Origin of the sequence: Meridianimarinicoccus aquatilis (assembly GCF_004358675.1) — a bacterium.
Taxonomy (GTDB): Bacteria; Pseudomonadota; Alphaproteobacteria; order Rhodobacterales; family Rhodobacteraceae; genus Meridianimarinicoccus; species Meridianimarinicoccus aquatilis.
Map to the genome: position 1 here is coordinate 96820 of NZ_SMZO01000006.1, position 25437 is coordinate 122256.

The following is a 25437-nucleotide window of genomic DNA, read 5'->3' on the forward strand; positions in this document are numbered from 1 at the left end:
AAGTGACGCACCGTTCGTGTGAGTCCATCTTTAGAGAGCGTTTCACAGGTTTTCCCGGTCATGAATTCGATCCACGTTGCGTTTCCACAGACCGGGCAACGGGAGGATTGCCCGGCCTACACCCAGCGCGCAATTGGGGGCAACGCGCGCTGGATCTCTCAGTCGATGCCGCCACCGCCGCCTTCGCCGCCGTCTTCGGGCGTCACGTCCAAAACGGTTGCATGTGCGGTGATTTCAACCTGCTCTTTGCAGTCGGTCATGCACGGCTCGGCCGTAAACTGCGGCAACTCCGTTTCTGCACGATCATCCATGAAGAAATTCTCTTCATTGGGCATGGCAATTTCAGAGAAGTTTTCATTGCTCAGAACAAAGTCGTCTTCGACAATATAGTTGGAATACAGCAGGTAAGCCGTAATTGCGTAAACATCATCAGGGCTGAGCGATTGCGAATACCCGAACGGCATCGCCCGGTAAACATAGTCATAAACGGTTGAGAGATAGGGCCAATACGACCCGATCGTCTTAACTGGCCGATCGTCAGACAGGGTACCTTCGCCGCCTGCAAGAACTGGCCAGCGGTCAATCCCTTCGGCAAAGTCACCGTGACAGTGGGCGCAGTTATAGCTCCAGATTTCTTCACCCAACTCGACGCTGCCCGATCCAACGGGCAGACCTTTGCCGTCGGGGCGGATGTCGATGTCCCACATCGCGACTTCTTCGGTGGTGGCCTCTCGGCCCAGACCAAAACCGCCTTCCGGCGCTTCGGCGGCGTCTTGTGCAAATGCGGCGGGTGCAATCAATGTGGCGGCCGCGAGAGCCTTTAGAACGTCAGGAAACCTCGACATTTTCGGCCTCTCCTGTCTTTTTGACATGCCAGGTCTGGATGCCATTGTTGTGGTAGATGGAATTGGTGCCGCGAAGCTCACGCAGCGCATTCTTGGTCGGCTGGACGTATCCGGTGCTGTCATGGGCACGACTTTGCAACAGCAAGGGCTGACCGTTCCAGTCGAATTCAAAATAGAACCGGTGCATGGATTTGCTCAGCGACGGTCCGGACATGCGGGCCTGATGCCAGTTCTTGCCGCCATCAAGGGTCACATCAACACGCGGGATAGTTCCGCGGCCGGACCATGCAAGCCCTGACAGAACCGTTGGGCCTGCGCCGTGGGTCAGCGGTGCCTGCGGGCTTGGATTGGTGATGACCGACTTTGCGTCCATCTCCCAGGTGAAACGCCGCGCTTTTCCATCGGCCAGAAGATCAGTGTATTTGCTGGTTTCTTCGCGGTGGTGCCACGGCTCATCCCCGACTTCGAGGCGCCGAAGCCATTTGACCCACATGTTGCCTTCCCAACCGGGAACGACCAGACGCAGGGGGTATCCTTGCTCGACCCGCAATGCTTCGCCGTTCATCTTGAAGGCGACAAGGCAATCATCCAAAGCTTTTTCCATAGGGATAGAGCGCGTCATGCCAGCCGCGTCCGCACCCTCCGCCAACAGCCACTTGCCTGCGGTTTGAATCCCGGCTTCAGCCAGCAAAAGCCGAAGCGGAATCCCGGTGTACATGACGTTGTGGATCATGCCGTGGGTGAACTGACAGCCGTTAAGCTGTGAGCCGCGCCATTCCATGCCAGAGTTTGCGGCGCATTCCAGGAAATAGACGTGATTTTCGCGCGGAAAGCGCATCAGGTCTTCCATGGTGAAGACAAGTTCACGATCCACAAGGCCGTTGATCATCAGCCGGTGCAGGGCAGGGTCCACATGGGCCGCGCCGGAATGGTGCCGTTCAAAGCACAAACCGTTCGGCGTTATGATCCCGTCAAGCTCGTGCAGCGGTGTAAAGTTGATCGAACTGATCGGATCAGCCGTCAGCCAATAGACCGTCTTGCGCTGAACATGTGCTTCAAACTCGGACGGCATGCCATAGGGGGCGGCATCGACCGGGTCGCCCAGTTCCTGCATCCAAGGCTGAATCTCGGCAAAGGCCGGATCGCTGGATGCACGTGCCGCACCGCCCGCCGCAGCACCGACGCTTGCCGCCGCTGCACCGCGCAGAAACGACCGCCGCGTCGGTTTCATGCCTTTGAAAATATCATTCATTGAAGTTGCCTCCTTTGCCGGTGCGGCGCGCTCAGGCGCCGGTCACCTTGACGCTGGTATTGGGGGTCAGACTGATTGTGCCCTGACGGCGGACATGGTTTTCGACCACATCCCAGATTTGCGGACCTTCGGTGCCTTCGTTGACGCTGGCCCAACCCGCGACGACATAGGTCTTGGAAGGGTCAATCAACTCGCCAGTTTTTAGAAGAGTCATTTCGCTGATGCGGCTGCCCATCGGTTTGCTGACATCAATGCGATAGCCCATGCCGCCGATGCGAACCATATCGCCGCCCTGCTGATAATAAGGGTCGGTATTGAACAGGTTGTCGCCGACGTCTTCCATGATCGTGTGAATGAATTCACCGGTCATTTCGCTGCGATAGGCCTTGCCATAGGTCATGGATGTGACGTTGAAGATGTCTTCACGTGTGATGTCTTGGCCCGGCAAAACAGAGGGGCCCCAGCGCACGCCGGGCGACATTGCAATGTCTGCGTCTCTTTCCGAAATCAGCGCGTCACAGATCAAATCATCCCATGTGCCGTTAAAATTGCCACGTCGGTACAAAAGGCTATCGGTTTTGCCGATGACCTCGGTCAGTTCTGCCTCAAAAGGTGCACGCGACGCGTCGATGTTCGCGGCGACCTCAGCATCGGGTTCGATCACGTCTGCGAAAATGGGGATCAGCTTGTGGCGGAAGCCCATCATGCGCCCATCGCGAACATCCAGATCGACACGGCTGATGAATTTGCCGTTGGACCCGGAGGCGACGATGATGGTCTCGCCCACAAGGACGGGTTCGGGCAAGGCGTCATGCGTGTGACCGGCGAGAATGACGTCAATGCCTGACACGCGGGACGCCATCTTTCGGTCCACGTCAAAGCCATTGTGAGACAGGCACACGACAAGTTCTGCACCTTGCGCGCGCACTTCGTCCACCATTTCCTGCATGCGCTGATCGCGGATGCCAAAGCTGTATTCCGGGAACATCCAGCCGGGATTGGCAATCGGCATGTAGGGGAAGGCCTGACCGATGACGGCGATTTTGGTGCCGCCCCGTTCGAACATCTGGTAGGGCGCGAAGTCTTCGGATGGCTCGTCCCATTCTGCATCAAAGATGTTCTGTCCAAGGGCAGGGAAGCCAAGCCCATCCACCAATTCGCGGACGCGGTCCGACCCGAGCGTGAATTCCCAGTGGAACGTCATCGCATCAGGCTTGAGCAGGCTCATGGCATCCACCACGTCCTGCCCTTCGGTGTGATAGCAGGTGTACGAGCCATGCCACGTGTCGCCGCCGTCGAGAAGCAAGGCATCCGGGCGCGCGGCACGGATCGAATTGATGACGGTCGCACAACGGTCCAACCCGCCAACTCGCCCATATGTCTTGGCCAGAGCTGTAAAATCGTTGTAGGTCAGGGCGTAATGGCTTGGGCTGCCATCCTCGATCCCATAGAGCTTGCGGAAATCCGCGCCGGTGATGTGCGGCACCTTGCCTGCGACTTCACCAACGCCAAGATTGATCTCTGGCTCGCGGAAGTAAATCGGTTTGAGTTGCGCATGAAGGTCTGTGATGTGAATCAGGGTCACGTTTCCAAACGTGTCAAAGTCCAGCAACTGGTCTTGCGTCAGGCTCTGCTGGGCCGCAAGCCGGGCCCAGTTTCCGAAACCGGATGCCCCGACAAGGGCAGAGGCCGCCATGGTGGTCTGAAGAAAGTCGCGGCGGGAAATCATGCGCGTGTCACTCCGAATGGGTAAGGGGCTGTGTTCCCCTTCCGCCACAGCGGAAGGGGTTATTAAGGTCTGTTAGGTTTCAAACGATCAGTTGCGGACCGAAGGGCCTTCGACCGACAGTCCGTTGCCGCGCGAGGCGACATAAAGCTCAAGCGCCACGAATTCGGGGCTGCCCGCGCTGAAGGTTTCGGCCCGCGTATCACGCACGCAGCCTTTGAAACGCGCATGAGCCGTATTCAGCTTGGCGTTCTTCAGGCGATAGGTCGGGAAACCGTTGATCTGACCCTGGCTGAGATGGTCTGCCCGAATCATGTTGTCGTAGTTGTCTTCGTGGCAATTTGCGCAGGACAGCTCAAGCTGACCATACCGGGTGTAGTAAATCTCTTTGCCTTGTTCCCAAGTCTCTGAGACGGGCCCGTCGATTGCTACGTTGACCGGCATGCCGCGCGATTGCACCGAGATCAGTGCTTCCATCGCAGCCATGTCGCCACCGTCGTACTTGTAGGGTTTTGCCCCCATCTGATTTTCGCGGCAGTCGTTGACCTGCATCGCGAGTGTACGTACTTCGCCCGCTGTTTCGTTCCACTTCGGGTACACAGCGCGCACGCCTTGCATGGAGCTTTCAGCGTCTTGGTGACAGCTTGCGCAGGATTTGCCCTCGCTGCCTTCGACGGTATTCCAGTTGTCGATTGCCTGGTCGACGAAGATCATGCCTGGATTGTCGAAGTCATCCATCTGGAGCACTTGCGTTTCCTCGGTCCGGAAGGTCCAGCCCGAACGAATTTCGTCGAACGGGACGTGATCCGGCGCCTTTGTGCGCGTGACCATTTCGATGTCACCATTAATGACCAGCTTGGCGTTCTCATCTGCGCTTGCGCCCAGAGTTCCACCCAGTAGGGCCAGCGTTGCCACCGCAGTTGTGATGTTCAGCTTTGCCATAGAATTCCTCCCTAGATTCTGAATGGTCAGCTGACCGCTATCGCCTTGGTGTCGGTGTAAACCGACCCATCATCATCGTACCAAGTGAAGACGAACTCGCCCGCTTCGGGGACGACGGCTTCAAATTCGATGAAGGGATTGGTCGAGACAGCTGGTTCCAGCGTCGCATCAATGACGTTCTCGCCGTTGAAGTCGCAGGTGAAGCGGTTGATAATCGACCGCGGGATGGGGTTGCCGTCGCTGTCCTTGCGCTGGCCGCTTTCCATCGGGTGGCTGATGAGCGTCTTGAGAAGAACGCTTTCGCCAGCGGATGCGGACCGTGGGACTTTGACGCGGGGTTTGACGTTGTCTGCCATTGTTTTTCTCTTTCCTCGCCTTAGCCGCCGCAGCCGCCGATGGTGACTTTTACGTTTGCCGATGCACGCTTGAAGCTGCCATCTGCCATCTTGGCGATTGCAACAACATCTTGAGTGCCGGCAAGACGGATGCGGGTTGATGCTGTGTGTGCACCCGCCAACTTGCCAAAGTTGAAGGTGGCAACGCCTGGGGTCGGGTTGCCGCTTGCGATCAGCATGATCGATGCCGCGCCTTCGGCGCTCACTTCGATCGGAACCGTGTTACCGTTCTCGGCGATTTCGGGTGCGACCAGGTCGACCCCACCATCTGTTACTTCGGCGCCGCCTGTGAATGCTGCGATCGCGTCATCAGCCGCCGCATTGACCTGCATGGGCAGGAATGCTGCCGTGGCCGCGCCGGCGCTGAGAACGAGTGTCTCGCGTCGCGTGAATATCATTGAAAACTCCTCTCGTTTATCTGGTCAATCCTGAAGCGTCATCAGGAAGGCAACGACGTCCTCGACCTGTTGTGCTGTCAGGATGGGTGGCAAATCGGCAGGGGCTGCCTTGCCGGTGTAAAGATCACCAGCGCGGACAAAGCCGCTGTTTTTGTAATACGCAGGCATGATCGTTCCATCGAAAACCATCTTGGAATTCACAACGATCCCACGCAGATCCGCTTCGGTCCAACGGTCACCCGCACCGTCAAGCGTCGGCCCGACTTCGCCATGCCATGGCGCATCCTTAAGCGCGGACACTTCGTGGCAGGCGATGCAGTTGCCGAGCCCCCGATCGGTCATGATGGTTGCGCCGCTTGCCGCGTCCCCGGCTGTACCGGTCAACGACTCTGCAACAGAGCCGTAATCGTCATGGGTCACGTTGTCTGGTGCGGTTTCTGCGGCCGAAGCTGCAATTGCGGATACGCAGGCAAAGCCTGCACAAGCCGCGAGTATCGAGAATGGCTTCATATCTCCTCCCGTAGTTGAAGCGCACAGTTTCTTATATTCAAAGGTATGCGACTATAGTCCCGCTGCGCAAGGAAAGAAGTCCACCTGCGTCAGTTTGAGCGGAACATTGATCCAAATCATTGTTTTTTTTCAGATTCGCGTTCCGAGATCCGGCGCGCATGATACCTTTGAAAGTCTTCGCCGTCTTCGATTTCGTACCGCTTCTCAACGACCCATGTGAGCATATCGAGGGTGGTCTGTGCGCCAAAGGCGCCGGGCATCATTGCGACAGACGCTTGCGCTGCAGCGACGTCATCGGGAACCTCTTGCGGAAGAAAGATCATTGTGGGCGTGAAGAGCATTCCCCACTTGCGCGCGGCTTGCCGTTCACTAAGCACTTCGCCATCAAAATCAGTAACCTCCAGCGCACCGTGAAGGTTAAGCTGGACAACGAAATAGTTGTCGTTGATGTAACTTTCGATCTCGGGACGCGGGAACACTTCCTTGTGCATTTTTTCGCAATAGATGCAGCCCCGTTGCTCAAAGATGATCGCCATACGCTTGCCCTCGGCATTTGCTTCGGCCAAATCTTCGCGCAGGTCCAAAAAGGTCTCGCGCATCCAAGACGTCTTGTGCAGCCCGTCATCACCAACATTGGCCGCCCCAGCGGGAATCGCGAGGGCAAGCAGTGTGCCGCAGAGAATTAGGATTCTTTTCATACGTAATCTCCCTTGATCAGATCGACTGAAACGCCGGGAATACGTCGAGCATCCAGGCGGCGATGTAGTTGACACTGTCGGTGGCAATCAGGATTGCGAACAGGATCAGGAAAACTCCCATCGCCTTCTCAACCTTTCCAAGGTGTTGCCGAAAACGCGCTGCGAAACGCAGAAACGGACCGATGAAGGCGGCGGCAATCACAAAGGGCAAGGTCATGCCCACACCAAAAACGAGCATCAAAGCAAGCCCCTGTTGCGCTGTTGCTTCTTGGCTTGCCTGAAACATGACTGCGGTGAGCACGCCGCCCACACATGGGGTCCAGCCAGCGGCGAATGCCAGCCCAACGAGGAAAGCACCGGGCACCGACATTTTGCCGGTCTGCCCGCTGTCCATGCTAAAGCTGCGGTTTAGAAACCCGACCCGGATTACACCCAGAAAGTGAAGCCCTAGAACCAACACGATCAATGCCGCGCCGATCCGAAATTCAGCCTGATAGCTTCTGAAGCTCTGACTTAGGCTAAAGGCGGCCGCGCCGAGCAGCACGAAAACCGTGATAATCCCGATCGAAAACATAATGGACGCCAGTACAGCCCGACGTCGCAATCCAGGGGGCAGGGTGCCATCCCCTTGAATTTCCGACATGCTGGCGCCGGCCATGTAGGATAAGTAAAAAGGAACGATTGGCAAAATACAGGGCGAAAAGAAAACAATCACCCCGCCAAGTAATGCGCTTACGGCGGATACCTCGAACATCTGCGCCCCTCCCCGAAGCTTGCGCAGATTACATTCTCAAACTATTATATTTGCAAGAGATGCGGTGCACAGGGAGGTGCGTCAAACATGCGCATGAATTTTCGGGCGATTGCGCTGGCCATTTGGTGCGCTTTGACGGCAACCGGAGTGAACGCAGCTGAATTGATCATGGTCGAGCAGCGTGGGTGCCATTGGTGCGCGCAATGGAATGCCGATATTGGGCCAATCTACCCCAAAACCAACGAGGGCCGCTTTGCGCCACTGCGCCGGATCGATCTGCATCAGAAGACACCGGACGATCTTGAACTGGACGGACGAGCGGTCTTTACCCCGACATTTATCCTCGTGGAGGACGGGCAAGAATTGGCCCGTATGGAAGGGTATGGTGGGGAAGAACTGTTTTGGTGGGGGCTGAGTAAACTGCTGAACGAGCACACCGATTTCAGGGAGGAAATAACACAATGAAATGGCTGACAGCAGGGGTTTTGGCGCTGGGTTTGTCCTGCGGCACAGCAGGCGCGCAGGATGACGACGGGGCTTTGGTGACATTCCAAGTGCTCAAACCTGAAATTGCCTTGAAGCTGGCGCAAACGGCAATGGAGCACTGCCGGGATGAGGGGTATCAGGTTGGGGTAACGGTCGTGGACCGATTTGGCCAAGCGCAAGTCTATTTGCGAGATCGGTTTGCCGGTGCACATGTTCAGGACACGTCCTTCCGCAAAGCTTGGACGGCGGTGAGTTTCAGAACACCGACTGCCGCGTTGCACGAGGAAACGTCGCCCGGAAAGGAGTCCTTTGGGATCCGTTTCATCGAAAAGGCTTTGCCGCTTGGCGGAGGTTTGCTGGTGATGGAAGGGGGCGGATCGATCGTTGCCGGTATTGGAGTGTCTGGCGCACCGGGACCGTCGCTTGACGACGAATGTGCGCAGGCAGGCATAGACGCGATCGAATTCGACATCGCGTTCTGAGCCCGTCAATCAGGAGTTTGTCCCTGCGGGGCGGGTCAACTCCCGCCCGTCGTTGCCCGCGCTGACGCGCGGGCGCCTCCCGTTGGGGGTGGCCCGGATGCGAGCATCCGGGCAGTTGCGCGTAACCTCACATCGTCCGCAAATATGCAGTGAGAATGTCACGGGCCGCGGCCAAGTCGGTTTTGTGGACCATCTCGGTGACGGTATGGATGTACCGGGTACCAACGACGATTCCCACCGCGCGGGCCCCCGCGGCAGCCTGTTGCGCGGCTGCGCCATCTTGGCCACCAGCGCGCAGCATAGTTCGTTGGAAGGGAATTTCTTCCGCTTCGGCAAGATTGGCGAACGTGTCCACCAAACCCTTGTCGGCAATGAACGAACTGTCACGCACGTGTAACCCGAACCCTTTGCCTTGTTGGGTTGTTCGGTCCTGTTCCGGCACGCCCGGTGTGTCACAGGCCAGCGTCGTATCGATACCGATGCCGATATCGGGCTTGATAGCAAACGCTGCTGTTCGCGCGCCGCGCAAGCCGACCTCTTCTTGGCAGGTAAAGGCAACGTGAATATCCGCATCCGTTCGCAGATCGCCCAAAGCGCGCAGAGCTTCAATGCCGAGCCAGCACGCAATCCTGTTGTCGAGTGCTTTTGAGACGACCTTTTCGCCGATTTCGATGAAAGGCTCTTCCATCACGACCATGTCACCAATTTCGACCTTGTCTGCTGTCGCCTCACCAAGGCCAAGATCAATCACGAATTCGCTGACTTCCGGGATCTTCTTGCGGTCTTCGGGGCTGGCAATGTGCACGGGACGCCCGCCGGGGTTCATTACCCCAAGCAGGTCACCGTTTTCAGTGCACACACGCACCCGCCGCGAGAACAGATTGCGTGGATCAAAGCCGCCGACGGGTTGAACATAGATGTAGCCCTGTTCGGTGATGTGGCTGACCATAAACCCGATTTCATCCATGTGGCACAGGAGCATGACTTTCAGCGGGTTCTCACCGGTGCCTGCGCGGCGACACAGAAGCGAGCCCATGGCATCTTCTTCGACCTCATCGAACAAGCCGTCTATTTCACGCAGGATCAGGTCACGTACGCGACCTTCGTTGCCAGGAACGCCGGGCGTTTCACAAAGGCTCTTGAGCAGGTCGATGTTGAGGGGCGCGCTGTCAGTCATGTGCATCCTTTCACACGGAAAATCCGGGTCACTATCACGTTGCTATAAGGTGGTATCGCCGATCACACGGACAAGGGCCAGACCTGTCGGGACAAAGCGTCGTGCGACCGCGCAAAACGAAGAACGCCGCCTCTGGCGGAGGCGGCGAAACTCGTTGACGATGTGGTCGCTTTTGGGGCGCGATCCGAAGGATCAGGCGACTTTGCGCCGGGCGCGAAGCGCGGCCAAGGCACCAAGGCCCGCCAGTGCCAAAGGAAGGGCAGTCGGCAATGGAACGGGCGCGGGAGCAAGCGACGGCCCACCGGGAAACCCGCTGATCGACGATGCGGTATACATGATGCCCACATCGCGCTTGTTCTTTCCGTAAAACGCGTCGCTGTCATAGAACCGCAGTGCGACATAAAGCGGGCCCGTGTACCCGTCCAGAACATAGGATACTTTGTGCGCGCTATCATCGTCCAAGCCGCTAATGGATTCTGTGTAGAAGCCTGGATTGTGATAACTGTCGGGCCAAGAATACTTGTTCTTGAACTCCTCACGTTGAAGGACGAAATCCAACTTGCCGCTTTTGCCGTCTTCGTGGGTGAACACGAAATCAAGGCTTAGCGTACCGTCGGCGAACCCACTGAACGTCAGAAAATCAACGTCGTTCTGTTTGTTCTGCGCACCAGTGACCGAAACGATGTCACTCCCAAACACCGAGGCTTTCTGCGGGGTGCCGCCGAAGTCACCCTTGTCTGCGAACGACTCGTCGCTGGACATGGTGGCCGCGCTTGCACTTGTGGCCATAAGTGCCGCGAAAATAATACCGATGAAGTGTTTCATATCCTGCCCTCCTGTCTACGCCATATATAGGTAGCAGCATGGTTGAGTTGGAGTGACGTGAGCGTCAATTTCGATATGCATTGGGTGCATGACGCCAAAAACAAAGGGCGCCGCACATGCGACGCCCCTTTATTCACTCAGTTGCTTTCGGGTCAGTTAAGATCGCGCGCATTCCCTGCAGCGATCTCTTCTTCGGCACTCGCCACGGCATCTGTCAACGCCGTGAAAATTGCTTCCCCGCCATCAACATTGGCTTTGAACCAGTCGTATACCGGTGCCGCCGCATCGCGGAACATCTCTTTTTCTTCTGGAGTCGGGACGTACAAGTCACCGCCACCTTCCACGAAGGCTTCGTATGCCGCGATAGATTTGCGTTTGGGGCTGGCAAAGGTGGCCTGCTGAAGCTGATAGAACCCGTCATTTACGACGCGGCGCAGGTCTTCTGGCATGGACATGAAACGATCATTGCTCATCCACCACAGCGCCCCCATATAGGCGTGGCCATCCAATGTGACGTATTGCAGGCCGGCATCGGGGAATTTCATGCCCATGATGTCGGTGATGCCGTTCTTGGTGCCTTCGACAACGCCAGTTTGCAACGAGGTAAAGAGTTCAGGCCACGGGATCGGGGTGGGCGACGCGCCAAGCGCCTTGACCAACTCCTGGGGAAGGTCGGCCACCACGGTGCGCATCTTCAGTCCTTCAAGGTCAGAGGGGGACTGTACCCGACGCTGCGTGTTGGCGAAGTTGCGCCAGCCGCCCGTGTTCCCGATGGTCATCAAGCGGATCGTGCCGGCGCTGTCTTCCAACGCCATATCGCGCATGGTCCGTACAAAATCGCCCTGCAGAACCGTTTCCGCAACGCGATCACCTGCCATCAGATACGGAAGATCGAGGACCTGCACGTATGGAAAAATGCCCGCTGCGCCACCCGACGTCGAAATGAAGATATCGATCGAACCATCAGCGACGCCCTGCAAACATTCTGCGCCGTTGCTGCACAGTTGGGTGCCAATGAACAGTTCAACCTCGATGGCGCCATTGGACGCAGCTTCCACGTAGTTCTTGAACACCACGAGGCCGTCATAGTCTTCGTCATTCTCGTTGGAATTGGCCGTTGCGCGCAGGGTATATTCCTGAGCGGTGACCGCCAGCGGTGCCGCGAGCAGAGTTGCAGCCAGAAGCGGCGTCGTCAGATTTCTGAGCATTTTGGTTCTCCCTATTTTTGATGCGTTAGTTCACGAACCCTGCAAGGCGGGGCACGGTCATGGAAATTGCGGGCACAAAGGTGATCAGGAAAATCACCGCGATTTCAACCGCCAGAAACGGAAGGATTGCCCGAGCGATTGTTTCAACGCGTTCGCCCGAAACGCTCGAGGCGACAAACAGCACCAAGCCCATGGGCGGCGTCGCCAAACCAACGGTCAGGTTGACCGACATGATGATGGCGAAATGCACGCTGTCGACACCAAGATCGGTGAAAATGGGTCCAAGGATCGGCCCAAGAATGATGATGGCTGGCCCCGCATCCAAGAACATGCCGACGACAAAGAGCAAGATGTTGATCAGAAACAGCAGGATCAGCGGATTTTCGGACAGCCCCAGAATGATCGCGGCCAGAGTTTCGGGGGCATGGCTGAGTGACACAACTGTTTTGAACGCCATTGCAGACCCAACCAGCAAGAGCACAACAGCCGATGTTGTGCCCGCCCGAACAAGCACATCGGGCAGGTCTTTCGGGTTCAGGCTGCGCAGAACGAACAGCCCGATCACAAGCGCATAAGCGACCGCGACGGCGGCGGCTTCGGTCGGGGTAAAGACACCACCCAAAATCCCGCCAAGGATGATGACAGGGGTCATGAGCGGGAAAAACGCTTTCAGGCTTGCCTGCCCAGTTTCGCCCCACGTGGTGCGCCGTGACGCAATTGGAAAGTCATACCGGTCCGTCATCACTTTGATCATGGCCATCAGGCCAAGCCCAACCAGAATACCCGGTACGATCCCGGCAAGAAACAAGGCAGCGACGCTTTCGCCCATCACATAGGCATAGATGATCATGATGCCTGATGGGGGAATGATCGGTCCGATCACCGAACTGGCCGCCGTGATCGCGGCGGCGAAGCGCCGGGTGTACCCCTGCCGCTCCATCGCCGGGATCAACATTGATCCAAGCGCCGACGTATCTGCAACTGCTGACCCTGACAGCCCAGCAAAAAGCATCGATGACAGCACGTTCACATGGGCCAGCCCGCCGCGAAGATGACCCATCAAGGCTTGCGCGAACTCCACGAGCCGCGCCGTGATACCACCGCGATTCATCAACTCGCCCGCCAGCATGAAAAACGGGATCGCCATCAGCGGAAAACTGTCCATCCCATTATAAACATTTCGGTAAAGCAGTGCGATGTCACGTTCCTGACCGTTGATGAACAGCATCAGTCCCGGCGCCGCCAACATGGCAAAGAACACGGGCAACCCGATCAGCAGAAACAGCAAGAAAAGGGGGAGGAACCATATCAGCACCTATTCTGCCTCCACGATGTCTTGAGGGATCGGGCGCAAGGCGGCCCCATTCCCCAGAAAGGTAACGAGACTGCGTAACAGCAATTCGACATTGACGAGCGTGAGTAACATCAACCCGACAAAGAGCGACGCGTACATCAAGGCCAAGGGCATCTTCACCCAGCCCGGAGTGATCGAAAACGCCGCATCGGCGCGAGTGCACAGGGTCAGTGACATGTCCATGCCCGGCAGTGGCAGAGCGAACTCCAGCGTAAAAGGAAGCCAGAGCGACGAGGATTTGAACAGGCATCCTGACATGGTGTGTGCATGGCCCAGCGGCACACCTTTCAAAAGAACCAGAAACGCCAGCGTCAACAGGCCAAGCGACAGAAGCGCAGCGACCCGCACGGGCAGGGCGCGCGAGACCAGATCAATGGCAACGAACCCGCCCCGGCGATACGCCACAGGTGCGATCAGGCCCGTCATCCACAGCATCAGAAAGCGTGCGGCTTCGTCTGGCCATGGAAGAGCATTGTTCAAGATATAGCGAAAGAACACTTGCAACAGGATGACGGCAACCATCAACGCCATCGCGATGATCGTCACCCAACGGCCCAGATGACCGACGGCCGTATTGAACGCCTGCAACGGCGCAATCAGCCAAAGCAGTACCGCCATGGCGGTGTCTCCTCCCAAGTGGCCGCGTTGGGCCTGCAGGCCCGTCCTTGTGGCGGGTCCTGCGCAAACCGGGCCCTTTCGGACCCGGCAGTGGTTCAGTCGTTCTTGACGAAGCGCCCGAAACGACCTTTCGCAAATAGCAGCGGGTCCATGTCAGACCTTGTCACGCGCAGAACCTGACTGACAAGTATGCGATGGTCGCCGCCGGGATGATCCGCAAAAGTTTCACATTCGAAACGGCTGAGGCAGCCATTCAGCAGCGGAACGCCCGTGTCTGATCGGGTCCAGTCCACCGCGTCAAAGTCGTTCCCGTTTTTGGCAAAGCGCAAGGCCAAATTCGCTTGATCGTGACTCATGACGTGGATCGCGGTGAATTTCGCTTCGCGGAAGATCGGGCAGCGGTCGGAATTCAAATCAACCGACCAAAGAACCAACGCCGGGCTGAGCGACACGGACGAAAAGCTGTTGGCCGTAATTGCCACCGGCCCGTCTGGCCCCTGTGCGGTGACAACGGTCACACCCGTTCCAAACAGGCCAAGCGCATCTCGCAGTAAACGTTCCGATCCCGGACCGGGCAGAAAACTCGTCATTTGAAAGTCCTTTGCACCGTCCATGTCATGGCACCTCTGCGCCGGTCGCTTCGGTGTAAAGCTCAAACCAGTCTTGGCGGCTCAGCGTTACTTTACATGCATCTGACAATGTGGCGATCCGCGACAGGGAATTGGTGCCCATCACGGGCGCGATCCAAGCAGGATGTGCCAAAAGCCACGCCACAGCAACCGCAGCGGCATCAACCTCATACTGCGCGCCGATGCGCGTCATCAGCTTGAGCAGCTTTTTGTTGCGTTTCTTGAACAAAGCGCCACCGCCCAGAGGGGACCACGCCATTGGCACCACGGCCCTCTCTTGCAAGAATGCCAGATCCCCGTTTGTAAAGGCGCTTGTCTCAAGCAGGCTTATTTCAATCTGATTGGTGACCAACGGCGCCCGCATGGCAGTTTGCAGCAACGTGAAATCATGCGGGCGGAAATTCGACACGCCGACATGGCGTACCTTACCGGATGCGATCAGCCCATCCAGCGCGGCGCCGGTTTCAGTGTGGTTCATCAACGGGTCAGGCCGGTGGATGAGCAGCAGATCAATCCGCTCGATTGCCATATCTGTCAGCGACTGGTCAACCGACGCGGTGATATGGGCCGCGCTGGTATCGTAATGCTTCACGCGTGCCCCGGAATGGCGACCCACCGGTGCCACGATCCCGCATTTGGTCACAATTTCCATCTTGTCGCGCAAATGCGGCGCGGCGCGCACGGCCTCGCCCAGTATCGCTTCGGCCGTATAACCGCCGTAAATGTCGGCCTGATCGAAACTCGTAATTCCCTGCTCAAGGCAAAGCTCAATCTTGGCCTGCACATGTTCTGGGCTGGTGTTTTCGTCATCGCCCAATCGCCACATCCCGTAAACGATGCGCGACAAAGACAAATCAGGGGCGAGAATGGCACGTTGCATTAGCGGCGGACTCCGGTGCCCAACGGTGTGGGCGGTGTTGTTGCAGGTACGCGCCCATAAACTTCGGGCAGGGCGCATGTGTTCAGATGCGGCATCACGCGCTGACCAAAATGGCGGCATTCATCAAGATGTGGATACCCCGAGAAGATGAACGCGCGAATGCCCATTTCCTTATAAGCTTCGATCTCGGACATAATCTGGTCTGTCGATCCGACCAGTGCGGCGCCGCACCCAGAGCGTGCTCGCCCAATGCCTGTCCACAAATGCGGTTCCACATACCCGTATTTATCGGCCAACTCGCGCGCACGGGCTTGATGCGATACACCCAATGAAATGCTGTCATGGGCACGGTCGCGGATCAGCTTTCCGTATTCATCGTCAAGTTTGCTGGCAAGGTAGTCCGCATACTCCCGTGCCTCTGCTTCGGTGTCACGCACAATCATGTGCACGCGAAGTCCGAAGTCCAGTGTGCGACCATATTTTTCAGCGGCTTGTGAGGCGGCCTTCATGCGTTCTGCTATCTGGTCTTTCGGCTCTGGCCACATCAAATAGACATCGCAATGCTGCCCGCAAAGATCGACCGCAGCCGGAGAATAACCACCAAAATACAGAAGTGGACCACCTGTTTGGTACGGCCGTGAAGGGTCTGTCGTGACGCCCTTAAAGTCATAGATTTGACCGGAATAATTGATTTCGTCCCGCGTCCACGCTTGTTTGAGGATTTCGACAACTTCACGCGACCGTTGGTAACGGAATGCGCTGTCGGCGACTTCACCAGGGAAATCGCTGGAAATGATGTTGACCGTCAACCGTCCCTTAAGCATGTGATCAAGGGTGGCCAACGTGCGGGCAAGCATGATTGGCTGCATCTCGCCGCAGCGGACGGCAGCCAGAAAGTTGATCTTGTCGGTGATCGGGGCATTCCCGGCGACGAAGCTCAGCACGTCTTGGCCCACCTGATACGACGAGGGGCATAGAATGTTGCGAAACCCCTGCGCTTCAGCCTCGCGCACGATCGCCGAGCAGTGATCCCAGCTTGATCTCAGCGCGCCGTCCGGGACACCGAGAAACTGATAGTCATCAGAACACAGCGCCGAAAACCACGACACTTCCACGGCATCTAGATCGGCGGATGTGACGGGGACAACGGTCATGTTAGCGCTCCTCTTTTTGTTTGCGTAGCAGCTTCGTGATGGTGCATCAATAATAAATCAATTTTACTTGGACCCGATGAACACTGATCGCAGCGCGCTGCCGAAGTACCAACAGCTGGCCGAACTTCTGCTGCGCGAAATCGCGGCGGGACGGCTTCGTGTTGGTGATCGTTTGCCGCCAGAGCGTGCGATGGCGGATGATCTGGGTGTGGCCGTGGGAACATTGCGCAAAGCGCTGGCAAGTTTGACCGAAAAGGGCGTTATCGCGCGGCATCACGGGTCTGGAAATTACATCAAAAACAGCGGGCAATTATTGGGAATATATTCATTTTTTAGATTGGAGAGGATTGATGGCGGTGGGCTGCCCCGTGCGCGGGTGTTGACCGCTGAACGGATGAAAAAACCCCACGGGCTGCCCACATTTGGCGCGCATGACGAGGCCATTCGCATTCGGCGTCTGCGGCTTCTGGATGATGTGATCGTCGCCGCAGAAGAGATTTGGCTTGATGGCGACTATGCAGAACACTTGGCACCTGAGGATCTGTCGGAGTCGCTTTATCTTTACTATCGCGAACATCTTGGGTTGTGGATCGTTGGCGTCGAAGACCGGATCGGCGTTGGTGAAGTACCCGATTGGGCGGTGGCAATCGGTTTGGCGGAAAGTGCTGCGTGCGGATTGGTTGAGCGCGTCAGCTTAGCCCAAAACGGCACCCGCGCAGAAGTATCACATACATGGTTCAATCCAGACCGGGCGAGATATGTCTCGCGAAGCGGATAAAGGGAAAACAGCGCATGGAACGCATTAGATATGGGTTGATCGGCTGTGGGATGATGGGGCGCGAACATATCCGCAACATCGCATTGCTGGACGATGCAACCGTTGCCGCGATCTTTGAACCGGACCCTGAGATGCGGGCGCAAGCGCGAGTGCTGGCGCCGACCGCTGTTTTCTATGAGCATTTGGGCGAACTTTTGGCCGATGCGCGGTTGGATGCGCTGGTCATTGTCAGCCCCAATGATTGCCATCTGGACCAGTTGGAGCAGGTCAAGGCCACACGGCCCTTGCCAGTTCTTGTTGAAAAACCGTTGTTTACCGACCCTGCCGACCTGCCGCGCCTTGCGGCGTTTCGCAAAGACTATCCCGCGCCGATCTGGGTGGCGATGGAATATCGCTATATGCCGCCGGTAGCGGCCTTGGCAGAAACGGTGGACAGCGTCACTGGGGGCATTCGAATGTTGAGCCTTCGGGAGCATCGGTTTCCGTTTCTCGACAAGGTCGGGGGCTGGAACCAGTTCAATGCCCGTACAGGGGGGACTCTGGTCGAGAAGTGTTGCCATTTCTTTGATTTGATGCGGTTTTTGCTGCGCGATGAGCCGGTTCGTGTGATGGCCAGCGGTGGGCAGTCTGTGAACCGGCTGGGGCTGGCGGATGTGTGGGACAACGCCTATGTCATCGTGGATTTCGCTGGTGGGGCACGGGCGTTGCTGGATTTGTGCATGTTCGCAGAAGGGGCCGAGTACCAGGAAGAGATCACCGCCGTTGGCCCGCTGGGCAAGGTTCAGGCGCTGGTGCCGGGACCGGGACGGTTCTGGCCAGAGACGCTTGGGCCTGCGCCGACCCCAAAGTTGATTGTGAGTCCGCGACATCCCAAAGGGCCGAAATCACACGATATTCCGGTGCCAGAAGCACTTCTTGATGCCGGGGATCACAACGGATCGACCTTTTATCAACACCAACGGTTCCTTGATGTCGTGCGCGGCAGGGCAGCACCCGAAGTCGGATTTGATGACGGTCTGCGCGCGGTGCTGATGGGGCAGGCGGCGCAACTTTCGGCGCTGGAAGGGCGTGCGGTGACACTGGATATGCCGCCGCTTTCCGCTTCGGTTGATCGTGTGAAAACACCCGAGAAGGCGGTGTAAGATTATTGTAGGAGTCCTGTAGGAGTCGCGTAAGAGTCCTTTGGAAAACTCTGAGCTGGAAAAGTCGCGCCAGCCCCGAGCTTTCGTCAGGTGCACACCCCGTTGCCCCGCGCAGCGGCATCACCGATCAGGCGTTTGACCTCGCCCTCTGGCCGTTGGCCCACGGCGAGAGTGCGGCCCACGATCAGCGCCGGGGTGCCCGGAACCAGAAAGCCATTGGCCAGTCCCATGCTTTGCGCCACGCGGGCAGTGACGGCGGGGCTGGTCATGTCTGTGGCAAGCCGGTCGCCGTCAAGCCCGATCCCGGTCGCAACCTGCGCAATGTAGGACACGGTTGGTTGAATCTGGGCACGGTTGAGGCGCGCACGCATGGCGTCGCCTGCGTCTTGAAGGGCTGCTGCGGCAACAGCCCGAGCCGCCATTTCCGACGCCGGGCCGAGCAACGGAAGATCATGCCATGTCAACGACACCTGATCTGTGGGCAGATGCGGTAGCCACTGTTCCATGGCCCGGCAGAACGGGCAATTAACGTCCGTGAAGAAAGCGACCGGCACAGTGCCTTGCTTGATCCCATCGCGAAAGAGCGCGGCGCAGAGCGCGGGGCCGGTCGGTGGCATGGGGGTGGGCACAATCGCGTCGGGATTTGGCGGGGTCAACCCGGCGAAAGGGTCAGCCCCTGTAACCGCGCCGTCTGGCAGGCGAAGGTACCCCTGCACATTCGGGTGCGGCTCGCCCTGAGGCGCGAGGGCGAACCGCTGCCAAATGCGCGGTGCAGCCAGAAATGCGACAGCGGCCGCGCCAAAGACCAACAGCCCCCGCCGATTGCGGGATGGCGCGGGGGCAGTGGGTCGGTCGGTCATTGTGCGGTCACAGCGCCGCCGGGCCGCGCGACAGGGCCGCAACACCGGTGCGGGCGACTTCAGTCAAGCCCAGTGGTCGCATCAGGTCGGCGAATGCATCGACCTTTTCCGGTGTGCCGGTGATTTCGAACACAAAGCTGCTGAGCGAGGTGTCGACCACCTTGGCGCGGAAGATATCGGCCAAGCGCAGCGCCTCGACCCGCTTTTCGCCGGATGCGCAGACTTTGATCAGCGCCAATTCACGCTCGACCGAGGGGCCTTCGACGGTCAGGTCATGCACTTCGTGAACCGGAACCATGCGTTCAAGCTGTGCCTTGATCTGTTCAATGACCTGGGGGGTTCCGGTGGTGACGATTGTGATCCGGGAGCGGTGCCCTTCGTGGTCAATCTCGGCCACCGTGAGGCTTTCGATGTTATAGCCGCGCCCAGAGAACAGGCCAATGGTTCGCGCAAGAACGCCTGCTTCGTTGTCCACCACGACGGCGAGCGTGTGCCGTTCGAGTGTTTCCGACAGGTGGCTGCGGAGATCATAGGCAGAGTGCTTTGAGGTGCCTTGCTGAATCTGAAGTGGCGACATTTCGATAGTCCTTTCAATCGGAGGGCACGTTCTTGAAACAATCTGTAACAATACTGGCCGATCCGGCGGGAAATTATTTCAATTTGGCGCGCTGCGCTGGGTTTCAGGTGTCGGCAGATCGCGTCTGATCACGGAACAGTGGCGGACATTGCGCCAAGGCAGTCTGACGGTGATGTTGAGGGCATCAAGACACACCGACATATGAGGATTGCCAAGATGACCGATACCAGCCCCGCCCAAACCCCGATCACCACAGCGCCGCGCAATATTGAAAAAACCGTTGCAGATATTGCTGTTGCGGGTTCTTTGGCCACTGTAGCTTTTGATATTTTCGGGCAAGCGATTAGTCCGGGTCTGGGTTTTGCGGGGCTGTCGCCAGTCCCCTTGGCCAACCAGGTGATCAGCACCTTGACCGGTCAGGGCTGGATGCCGGGGGCCCATGCATTGCACTATGCGGCTGGTGTGATCGGCTACCCGCTGGGTTGGTTTCTGATCGGTGAGCCACTTCGCCGGAAGTTCACGCCAAGCTTGCCTTGGTATGCGGCTGCCGCCGCTTATGGCGTCGGTTTGTGGATCTTTGCGCTGTATATCATGGCGTCCCTGATCGCTGGCATGCCACCGTTTCTGGGGTTCACCGGCATCACGTGGGTGGCATTGGTCGGACATGTGCTGTTTGCTCTGGTCGCGGCGGCAGTGTTGCGGGCTCGGCGCGGCGGGGACGACTGACCCCCACCTGCGCTTTCCGGTCCCCTGAAACGGGGACCGGGATTTTCTTAGACCAACACGGCGCCCGACACGCCGATTGCCCCATCGACCGTGGCATCCCCCAGCAGCATTTCGTTATGCGCCTTGCCCGACGGGATCATGGGGAAGCAGTTTTCGTGCTTTTCAACGAGGCAGTCGAAAATGACCGGGCCGTCATAGTTCAGCATTTCCATGATCGCATCGTCCAGATCGGCCGGATCGCTGCACAAGATGCCTTTGGCGCCGAACGCTTCGGCCAACTTGACGAAGTCGGGCAGGGCTTCGGACCACGATTGGCTGTAGCGTTCGCCATGCAGAAGCTGCTGCCACTGACGCACCATGCCAAGGCGTTCATTGTTCAAAATGAACTGCTTGACCGGCAGATTGAACTGCATGGCCGTGCCCATTTCCTGCATGTTCATCAACCACGACGCTTCACCGGCCACGTTGATGACCAGCGCATCGGGATGCGCGACCTGTGTGCCGATAGAGGCCGGGATGCCATACCCCATGGTGCCGAGGCCACCGGATGTCATCCAGCGGTTCGGAGATTCAAAGCCGAGGTATTGCGCCGCCCACATCTGGTGCTGGCCGACCTCGGTACAGATGTACCGATCGTGGTCTTTTGTCAGCGCTTCGAGCCGCTGGAGCGCGTATTGCGGTTTGATGACGGTTTCCGAGTTCTTGTAGTCGAGGCAGCGAATATTGCGCCACTCCTGGATCTGTGCCCACCATTTCGGCAACGCGCCAGTATTGGTCTTGCGACCGCGCGCTTTCCAGATTTTCAGGGCGTCTTCTAGAACGTGCCCAACATCGCCGATAATCGGAACATCCGCGTGGATCACCTTGTTGATCGAGGACGGATCGATGTCGATATGGACCTTGGCGGAGTTCGGCGAGAAGTCTTGCACACGTCCGGTGATGCGGTCATCGAAACGGGCGCCGATGTTGATCATCAGATCGCACCCGTGCATCGCCAGATTGGCCTCGTACAGGCCATGCATGCCAAGCATCCCCAGCCAGTTCTCGCCAGAGGCGGGATAGGCGCCAAGCCCCATCAGGGTGGAGGTGATCGGAAAGCCGGTTGCCGAAACGAATTCGCGCAACAATTGGCTGGCCGCCGTGCCAGAGTTGATGACGCCGCCGCCGGTATAGAAGATCGGGCGCTCGGCGGTTTCCATCAGTTCAACCATGCGGGTGATCTGATCGATGTCGCCTTTGACGCGCGGTTGATAGTGCTGCGTGCGGGCACGGGTCTTTGGCGTGTAATCCGCAGTGGCGAATTGCACGTCCTTTGGAATGTCCACAAGAACCGGGCCGGGCCGACCAGAGGTGGCCACGTGAAATGCCTGGTGGATCACGTTGGACAGATCCTGAGTGTCTTTGACCAGCCAGTTATGTTTGGTGCAGGGGCGCGTGATGCCGACGGTGTCCGCTTCCTGAAAGGCGTCGTTGCCGATCATGAAGGTTGGAACCTGACCCGACAGAACGATGATCGGAATGCTGTCCATCAACGCGTCGGTGAGGCCGGTCACGGCGTTGGTCGCGCCGGGGCCAGAGGTCACCAGCGCAACACCGGGTTTGCCGGTAGACCGGGCGTAGCCTTCGGCAGCATGAACCGCGCCTTGTTCGTGGCGCACCAGAATGTGCTGAATTTCTTCCTGCTGGAAAATCTCGTCATAGATCGGAAGCACGGCACCGCCAGGATAGCCAAACACTACCTCGACACCCTGATCCTTCAGGGCCTGAACCACCATCTTGGCGCCGCTCATCTGGGTCATTTTCTCGCTCCGTTTCCATCACTCGGTTTTACGTCGTGGCCATAAAAAAACCCCCGGTGTTACTCGGGGGGCGCATGGGAAAAATTCTGGTTGCCGTTACCGGCCCATGCGCCTTTCTTCCACTACTACGACTAGGATCGTCATTTTTGGGTCTCCTACCACATTTGCCTGATAAGACGGCAGTGCAGGCCCGTCAACCATCAAACGACATATAAATGTGTCGCGCAGCGGTATTCTTGGGAAATAAAAGAACCCACAACGGTGGTTGTGGGTTCTTTTCGTGGGTTTGGGGCGCGATCAGCTTTGATCGCCCGGCGAGGCATCGGGCGCCGTGCCTGTATCTGGTCCCGCGTCAGTTTCGACGAGATCTTCGTCAGGCTGTTCTGCGATCCATGCGACAGACACGACCTGTTCGCCTTTGGCGGTGTTGAACACGCGCACGCCGCCCGCTGCGCGGGAGCGGAACGAAATGCCGTTGACGGGGCAGCGGATCGATTGGCCTGTGGAGGTTGCGAGCATGATCTGATCGTCGAGTTCCACCGGGAAGCTGGTCACGATGGGGCCGCCGCGCATGCCGCGATCCATCGCCGCCACGCCCATGCCGCCACGTCCCCTCACGGGATAGTCGTGACTTGAGCTGAGCTTGCCTGCACCATTGGCGGTGATGGTCACCAACAGATGTTCAGCAGCCGACATTTCAGCGTATTCCTGCTGGGTCAGGCTGACGTTGGGGTTTTCGACGGTCTCTTCGTCGTCGTCCTGTTCAGGTTCGTCCACCATGCCTTCGACAGCGCGGCGCATCTTGAGATAGGCCGTCCGCTTTTCCGGGTCCGCTTCGAAGTGACGAATGATCGACATGGAGACGACTTCGTCCCCCTTGGCAAGCCGGATGCCTCGCACGCCAAGCGACGCGCGCGAGTTGAACACGCGCACATCGGTGGATGGGAAACGGATGGCGCGGCCCAGTCGGGTGACCAGCATCACATCATCATCTTCCGAGCATATTCGCGCATTGATCAGGCGTGTATCGGCATCTTCGTCTTCGAACTTCATGGCGATCTTGCCGTTGCGCATGACATTGGTGAAGTCAGACAGACGGTTTCGGCGCACAGTCCCGGCAGAGGTTGCAAAGACGATTTGCAGATCGCCCCATTCGCCTTCGTCCCGGTCCACGGGCATGATGGCCGCGATAGAAACACCGGACGCAATGGGCAGCACATTGACCAACGCCTTGCCGCGCGACGCACGCCCGCCTTGGGGCAGGCGCCACGTCTTTATCTTGTAGGCCATGCCGTCAGTGGTGAAGAACAAGAGCTGCGTGTGGGTATTGGCGACGAACAAGGTGGTGACGACGTCGTCGTCTTTCATGTTCATCCCGGCAAGCCCCTTACCACCGCGTTTCTGGGCACGGAATTCGGCCAGCGGGGTGCGTTTGATATAGCCCGACTGGGTGATCGTCACGACCATGTCTTCGCGTTCGATCAGGTCTTCGTCTTCCATGTCGCCGGACCAGTCCACGATTTCGGTGCGGCGCGGCACCGCGAACTGGTCGCGCACGTCGCGCAACTCGTCCGAAATGATGGTCATGATCCGCTCACGGGAGCGCAGAATGGCAAGGTAATCCTTGATCTTGGCGGCGAGGTCTTCCAACTCGTCCGTGACTTCCTTGACGCCGATCTGGGTCAGGCGTTGCAGACGCAAATCCAGGATCGCGCGCGCCTGTGTTTCGGACAGGTAATAGGTGCCGTCATCGTTCATCGTGTGTGATGGATCGTCGATCAGGCGGATATACGCCTCAATGTCAGTGGCGGGCCAGCGCCGTTCCATCAGCTTGGCGCGGGCTTCGGCGGCATCTGCCGAGCCGCGGATCGTGGCCACAACTTCATCGACATTGGACACAGCCACAGCCAGACCGCACAGCACATGGCTGCGTTCACGCGCCTTGCGCAGTTCGAACGCGGTCCGCCGGGCGACAACCTGTTCGCGGAATTCGATGAAAGAGGTCAGGAATTTGCGCAAGGTCAGTTGCTCTGGCCGTCCGCCATTGAGCGCGAGCATGTTGCACCCGAACGAGGTCTGCATCTGGCTGAAGCGGAAGAGCTGGTTCAACACCACGTCTGGCGTCGCATCACGTTTAAGCTCGATCACCACGCGCACGCCAACCCGGTCAGATTCGTCCTGAACGTGCGAGATGCCTTCGACCTTCTTGTCGCGGACCAGTTCAGCGATCCGTTCGATCATCGTGGCCTTGTTCACCTGATACGGGATTTCATCCAGCACGATGGCATAGCGATCTTTGCGAATCTCTTCGATGCGGGTCTTGGCACGGATGATGACGCTGCCGCGCCCTTCGAGATAGGCTTTGCGCGCACCGGACCGGCCCAGCATGATCCCGCCGGTCGGAAAATCCGGGCCGGGTACGTATTGCATCAGGTCGATCACATCGAGGTCTGGTTGCTCGATCAAGGCCAGCGTTGCGTCGATGACTTCGCCCAAATTGTGCGGCGGGATGTTTGTCGCCATGCCGACCGCGATCCCGCCTGCGCCGTTGACCAGCATGTTGGGAAAGCGTGCGGGCAGGACGGACGGTTCAAGATCCTTGCCGTCATAGTTGTCTTGGAAATCGACCGTGTCTTTTTCGATATCGGCAAGAAGAGACTGCGCAGGCTTGTCCATTCGCACTTCGGTATAGCGCATGGCGGCTGGGTTATCGCCGTCCATGGAGCCGAAATTGCCTTGCCCATCCAGCAGCGGCAGGGACATGGAAAAGTCTTGCGCCATGCGCACCAGCGCGTCGTAAATCGCGCTGTCGCCGTGGGGGTGGTACTTACCCATCACGTCCCCCACGGGTCGCGCAGATTTGCGATAGGCCTTGTCATGGGTGTTTCCGGTTTCATGCATTGCATAAAGAATGCGCCGGTGCACAGGTTTTAGGCCGTCGCGAAGATCGGGAATTGCGCGGCTCACGATCACGCTCATGGCGTAATCGAGGTACGAAGCTTTCATTTCGTCGGCGATGGAAATTGTCGGACCTTGCGGTGCCGCCGGTGTGCCTTCGGGAATTTCGCTATCGTTTTCGGGGGGTTCTGGCGTGTCGTTCAACTGTCTCGCCCTTGCTGCTCTGGCGCTATGTTTGCTTGGGTCAAGGTATATCACTGCGCGGTGAAAGGGGGCAAGGCGACTGTCGTGAAACCGTCATCAGCCGGGCGGATTGAGTGCTAA

General features: G+C 58.0%; 26 protein-coding genes. 5 read left to right on the forward strand and 21 right to left on the reverse strand.

Going from position 1 to position 25437, the window contains the following annotated elements; all coding sequences use genetic code 11:
* Nucleotides 1-158: 158 nt before the first annotated feature.
* The 9 genes from E2L05_RS04275 to E2L05_RS04315 form a co-directional block, all read right to left on the reverse strand.
* Nucleotides 159-845, reverse strand: a complete 687-nt coding sequence (locus E2L05_RS04275; protein WP_133341647.1) for a c-type cytochrome — start codon at nucleotides 843-845, stop codon at nucleotides 159-161.
* The gene (gene soxC / locus E2L05_RS04280) at nucleotides 829-2097 is read right to left on the reverse strand and encodes a sulfite dehydrogenase (RefSeq protein ID WP_208016224.1); all 1269 of its coding nucleotides are present in this window, start codon (nucleotides 2095-2097) and stop codon (nucleotides 829-831) included. The genes E2L05_RS04275 and soxC overlap by 17 nt, the downstream gene beginning before the upstream one ends.
* A 31-nt stretch (nucleotides 2098-2128) precedes the next feature.
* A complete protein-coding gene (gene soxB, locus E2L05_RS04285) occupies nucleotides 2129-3826 on the reverse strand; it encodes a thiosulfohydrolase SoxB (RefSeq protein ID WP_133341648.1) in 1698 nt (565 codons plus the stop codon).
* A gap of 87 nt (nucleotides 3827-3913) precedes the next feature.
* Entirely contained in the window at nucleotides 3914-4765 is an 852-nt protein-coding gene (gene soxA / locus E2L05_RS04290) for a sulfur oxidation c-type cytochrome SoxA (RefSeq protein ID WP_133341649.1), read from the reverse strand.
* A 26-nt stretch (nucleotides 4766-4791) separates the two neighbouring features.
* The gene (gene soxZ, locus E2L05_RS04295; protein WP_133341650.1) at nucleotides 4792-5121 is read right to left on the reverse strand and encodes a thiosulfate oxidation carrier complex protein SoxZ; all 330 of its coding nucleotides are present in this window, start codon (nucleotides 5119-5121) and stop codon (nucleotides 4792-4794) included.
* Between the two features lie 20 nt (nucleotides 5122-5141).
* The gene (gene soxY, locus E2L05_RS04300) at nucleotides 5142-5558 is read right to left on the reverse strand and encodes a thiosulfate oxidation carrier protein SoxY (protein ID WP_133341651.1); all 417 of its coding nucleotides are present in this window, start codon (nucleotides 5556-5558) and stop codon (nucleotides 5142-5144) included.
* A gap of 24 nt (nucleotides 5559-5582) precedes the next feature.
* Nucleotides 5583-6068: a sulfur oxidation c-type cytochrome SoxX gene (gene soxX / locus E2L05_RS04305; RefSeq protein ID WP_133341652.1), complete on the reverse strand. Its 486-nt coding sequence runs from the start codon at nucleotides 6066-6068 to the stop codon at nucleotides 5583-5585.
* Nucleotides 6069-6184: 116 nt separating this feature from the next.
* The gene (locus E2L05_RS04310; RefSeq protein WP_133341653.1) at nucleotides 6185-6766 is read right to left on the reverse strand and encodes a thioredoxin family protein; all 582 of its coding nucleotides are present in this window, start codon (nucleotides 6764-6766) and stop codon (nucleotides 6185-6187) included.
* A 16-nt stretch (nucleotides 6767-6782) separates the two neighbouring features.
* On the reverse strand, nucleotides 6783-7520 hold the full coding sequence (locus tag E2L05_RS04315) for a cytochrome c biogenesis CcdA family protein (protein ID WP_133341654.1): 738 nt from the start codon (nucleotides 7518-7520) through the stop codon (nucleotides 6783-6785).
* A gap of 87 nt (nucleotides 7521-7607) precedes the next feature.
* Here E2L05_RS04315 and E2L05_RS04320 point away from each other — a divergent pair, with 87 nt between their 5' ends.
* Together E2L05_RS04320 and E2L05_RS04325 are read left to right on the forward strand one after the other, a co-directional pair.
* The gene (locus E2L05_RS04320) at nucleotides 7608-7985 is read left to right on the forward strand and encodes a hypothetical protein (protein ID WP_133341655.1); all 378 of its coding nucleotides are present in this window, start codon (nucleotides 7608-7610) and stop codon (nucleotides 7983-7985) included.
* On the forward strand, nucleotides 7982-8488 hold the full coding sequence (locus E2L05_RS04325; RefSeq protein WP_133341656.1) for a GlcG/HbpS family heme-binding protein: 507 nt from the start codon (nucleotides 7982-7984) through the stop codon (nucleotides 8486-8488). The genes E2L05_RS04320 and E2L05_RS04325 overlap by 4 nt, the downstream gene beginning before the upstream one ends.
* 127 nt (nucleotides 8489-8615) lie before the next feature.
* Here the strand turns inward: E2L05_RS04325 and E2L05_RS04330 are convergent, their stop codons facing one another.
* The 8 genes from E2L05_RS04330 to E2L05_RS04365 all read right to left on the reverse strand — a co-directional run bounded on the left by E2L05_RS04330 (nucleotide 8616) and on the right by E2L05_RS04365 (nucleotide 16333).
* A complete protein-coding gene (locus tag E2L05_RS04330) occupies nucleotides 8616-9665 on the reverse strand; it encodes a M42 family metallopeptidase (RefSeq protein ID WP_133341657.1) in 1050 nt (349 codons plus the stop codon).
* Nucleotides 9666-9857: 192 nt separating this feature from the next.
* Entirely contained in the window at nucleotides 9858-10490 is a 633-nt protein-coding gene (locus E2L05_RS04335) for a PEP-CTERM sorting domain-containing protein (RefSeq protein ID WP_133341658.1), read from the reverse strand.
* A 152-nt stretch (nucleotides 10491-10642) separates the two neighbouring features.
* Nucleotides 10643-11698, reverse strand: coding sequence for a TRAP transporter substrate-binding protein (locus E2L05_RS04340; RefSeq protein ID WP_133341659.1), 1056 nt, complete (start codon nucleotides 11696-11698; stop codon nucleotides 10643-10645).
* A 25-nt stretch (nucleotides 11699-11723) separates the two neighbouring features.
* Entirely contained in the window at nucleotides 11724-13013 is a 1290-nt protein-coding gene (locus E2L05_RS04345; RefSeq protein ID WP_133341660.1) for a TRAP transporter large permease, read from the reverse strand.
* On the reverse strand, nucleotides 13014-13670 hold the full coding sequence (locus E2L05_RS04350) for a TRAP transporter small permease (protein ID WP_133341661.1): 657 nt from the start codon (nucleotides 13668-13670) through the stop codon (nucleotides 13014-13016).
* A gap of 95 nt (nucleotides 13671-13765) precedes the next feature.
* On the reverse strand, nucleotides 13766-14260 hold the full coding sequence (locus tag E2L05_RS04355) for a flavin reductase family protein (protein WP_243721859.1): 495 nt from the start codon (nucleotides 14258-14260) through the stop codon (nucleotides 13766-13768).
* 25 nt (nucleotides 14261-14285) lie between these two features.
* Nucleotides 14286-15179, reverse strand: coding sequence for an aldo/keto reductase (locus tag E2L05_RS04360; RefSeq protein ID WP_133341663.1), 894 nt, complete (start codon nucleotides 15177-15179; stop codon nucleotides 14286-14288).
* Nucleotides 15179-16333 (reverse strand): LLM class flavin-dependent oxidoreductase, encoded by a 1155-nt coding sequence (locus E2L05_RS04365; RefSeq protein WP_133341664.1) that lies wholly within the window; start codon nucleotides 16331-16333, stop codon nucleotides 15179-15181. The genes E2L05_RS04360 and E2L05_RS04365 overlap by 1 nt, the downstream gene beginning before the upstream one ends.
* A 76-nt stretch (nucleotides 16334-16409) precedes the next feature.
* On the opposite strand from E2L05_RS04365, the gene E2L05_RS04370 reads away from it, so the two are divergent.
* Nucleotides 16410-17111 (forward strand): GntR family transcriptional regulator, encoded by a 702-nt coding sequence (locus E2L05_RS04370; RefSeq protein WP_133341665.1) that lies wholly within the window; start codon nucleotides 16410-16412, stop codon nucleotides 17109-17111.
* 14 nt (nucleotides 17112-17125) lie between these two features.
* Nucleotides 17126-18253 (forward strand): Gfo/Idh/MocA family protein, encoded by a 1128-nt coding sequence (locus E2L05_RS04375; protein WP_133341666.1) that lies wholly within the window; start codon nucleotides 17126-17128, stop codon nucleotides 18251-18253.
* Nucleotides 18254-18339: 86 nt separating this feature from the next.
* Here the strand turns inward: E2L05_RS04375 and E2L05_RS04380 are convergent, their stop codons facing one another.
* Together E2L05_RS04380 and ilvN are read right to left on the reverse strand one after the other, a co-directional pair.
* Complete coding sequence (locus E2L05_RS04380; RefSeq protein ID WP_133341667.1) at nucleotides 18340-19113, reverse strand: DsbA family protein; 774 nt, start codon at nucleotides 19111-19113, stop codon at nucleotides 18340-18342.
* Nucleotides 19114-19120: 7 nt separating this feature from the next.
* Nucleotides 19121-19690: an acetolactate synthase small subunit gene (gene ilvN, locus E2L05_RS04385; protein WP_133341668.1), complete on the reverse strand. Its 570-nt coding sequence runs from the start codon at nucleotides 19688-19690 to the stop codon at nucleotides 19121-19123.
* Between the two features lie 216 nt (nucleotides 19691-19906).
* Here ilvN and E2L05_RS04390 point away from each other — a divergent pair, with 216 nt between their 5' ends.
* Nucleotides 19907-20416, forward strand: a complete 510-nt coding sequence (locus E2L05_RS04390) for a hypothetical protein (RefSeq protein WP_243721860.1) — start codon at nucleotides 19907-19909, stop codon at nucleotides 20414-20416.
* A gap of 47 nt (nucleotides 20417-20463) precedes the next feature.
* On the opposite strand, the gene E2L05_RS04395 is transcribed toward E2L05_RS04390, so the two are convergent.
* Together E2L05_RS04395 and gyrA are read right to left on the reverse strand one after the other, a co-directional pair.
* Nucleotides 20464-22215: an acetolactate synthase 3 large subunit gene (locus E2L05_RS04395; RefSeq protein WP_133341669.1), complete on the reverse strand. Its 1752-nt coding sequence runs from the start codon at nucleotides 22213-22215 to the stop codon at nucleotides 20464-20466.
* A gap of 297 nt (nucleotides 22216-22512) precedes the next feature.
* Entirely contained in the window at nucleotides 22513-25317 is a 2805-nt protein-coding gene (gene gyrA / locus E2L05_RS04400) for a DNA gyrase subunit A (protein WP_133341670.1), read from the reverse strand.
* Between the last annotated feature and the right edge of the window lie 120 nt (nucleotides 25318-25437).